This is a genomic window from Undibacterium sp. Ji50W, assembly GCF_049340445.1.
Classification (GTDB): Bacteria; Pseudomonadota; Gammaproteobacteria; order Burkholderiales; family Burkholderiaceae_D; genus Undibacterium.
The window spans coordinates 1-1088 of record NZ_JBMPOX010000058.1; the positions used below are offsets into that span (position 1 = coordinate 1).

1 pseudogene is annotated in these 1088 nt (G+C 58.7%); it reads right to left on the reverse strand.

From position 1 onward, the window contains the following. Positions 1-1088 (reverse strand): annotated as a pseudogene (locus ACO0K9_RS27950) (hypothetical protein); the annotation flags it as partial.

Consider the following 1088-nt stretch of genomic DNA (forward strand, 5'->3'; position numbering starts at 1 on the left):
GCAACCGGTTCCCACACCGCTGCCGCATCCAGATCCGTGCCGGTCATGGTGCTACCCATGGTGTCCCAGCGGGTTTTGTAGAGCTGCCCCTGGTACTTGACGTAGGTGCCACCGACATAAAATGCCTCTGCCGACCAGACTGCCGCCTGGACATTGATCGGTGTCGGCACCGGTGTGGTGGGTGTTGTTACTGGTGGCGTGGTTGGTGTCGTCGTTGGTGGTGGCGTGGTCGGCGCAGGCGAGGTGCTCAGCGGATCGGTATTGCTGATGAGTTTGGCGATCTGGCTCGCATCCAGTGCCACACTGTGTTGTATGGTCTGTGTGCGCTGACCCAGGGCATTGTAGACATACTGGGTGACTTTGCCATTGCCATCGACTTGTCCTTGCAGGTTACCGGCCGCATCGTAGATGTACAGTTGTTTGACACCGGTGGCATCGGTGCTGACACTCAGGCGACCCAGGTCGTCATAACGGTAAGTGCTTTGTGCCTGGCCACCGGCCATGGTGGAGATCAGTTGCCCGGCAGCGTCATACACCGCAGTGTCAATGCGGCCATTGGCCTGGGTCTGGGTGATGGTGTGGTTGGCATCATCGTAGTGGTTGATGGTGCTATGCCCCAATGCATCGGTCGTCGACAACTGGCGGTTCAGGCCATCATAGGTAAAACTGGTCTGGTTGTGATCGGCATCGACGGTGAACAAGAGATTGCCGGCAGCATCATAGCTATACAGGGTGGTGGATTCTTGTCCATCAGCGATACCGTTACCCGCTGCATCAACCGCATTGAAGCGGGTGCTGCTGCTTAACTGGCCACGGCTGTTGTAATGGTAGTCGGTACGGCTGGTCTGGGCCTGGCTTTGGGCCGCAGCCCAGGTTTCCAGCTGGGTCTGGCTCAGGCTTTGGTGGGCGTTTAAGCCGGTGAGGTTGTAGCTGGCTGCCGGATAGCTGATGCTGGCAATGCGCTGGCCCAGGGTGTTATAGCGGAATTCGGTGACATTGCCACCGGCGCTGATGACGAAGCGGAGGTTGAGCTGGCTGTCATAGACGCTGCGGGTGGTTTCTGGCAGACCAGCGGCCTGGCCATTGGC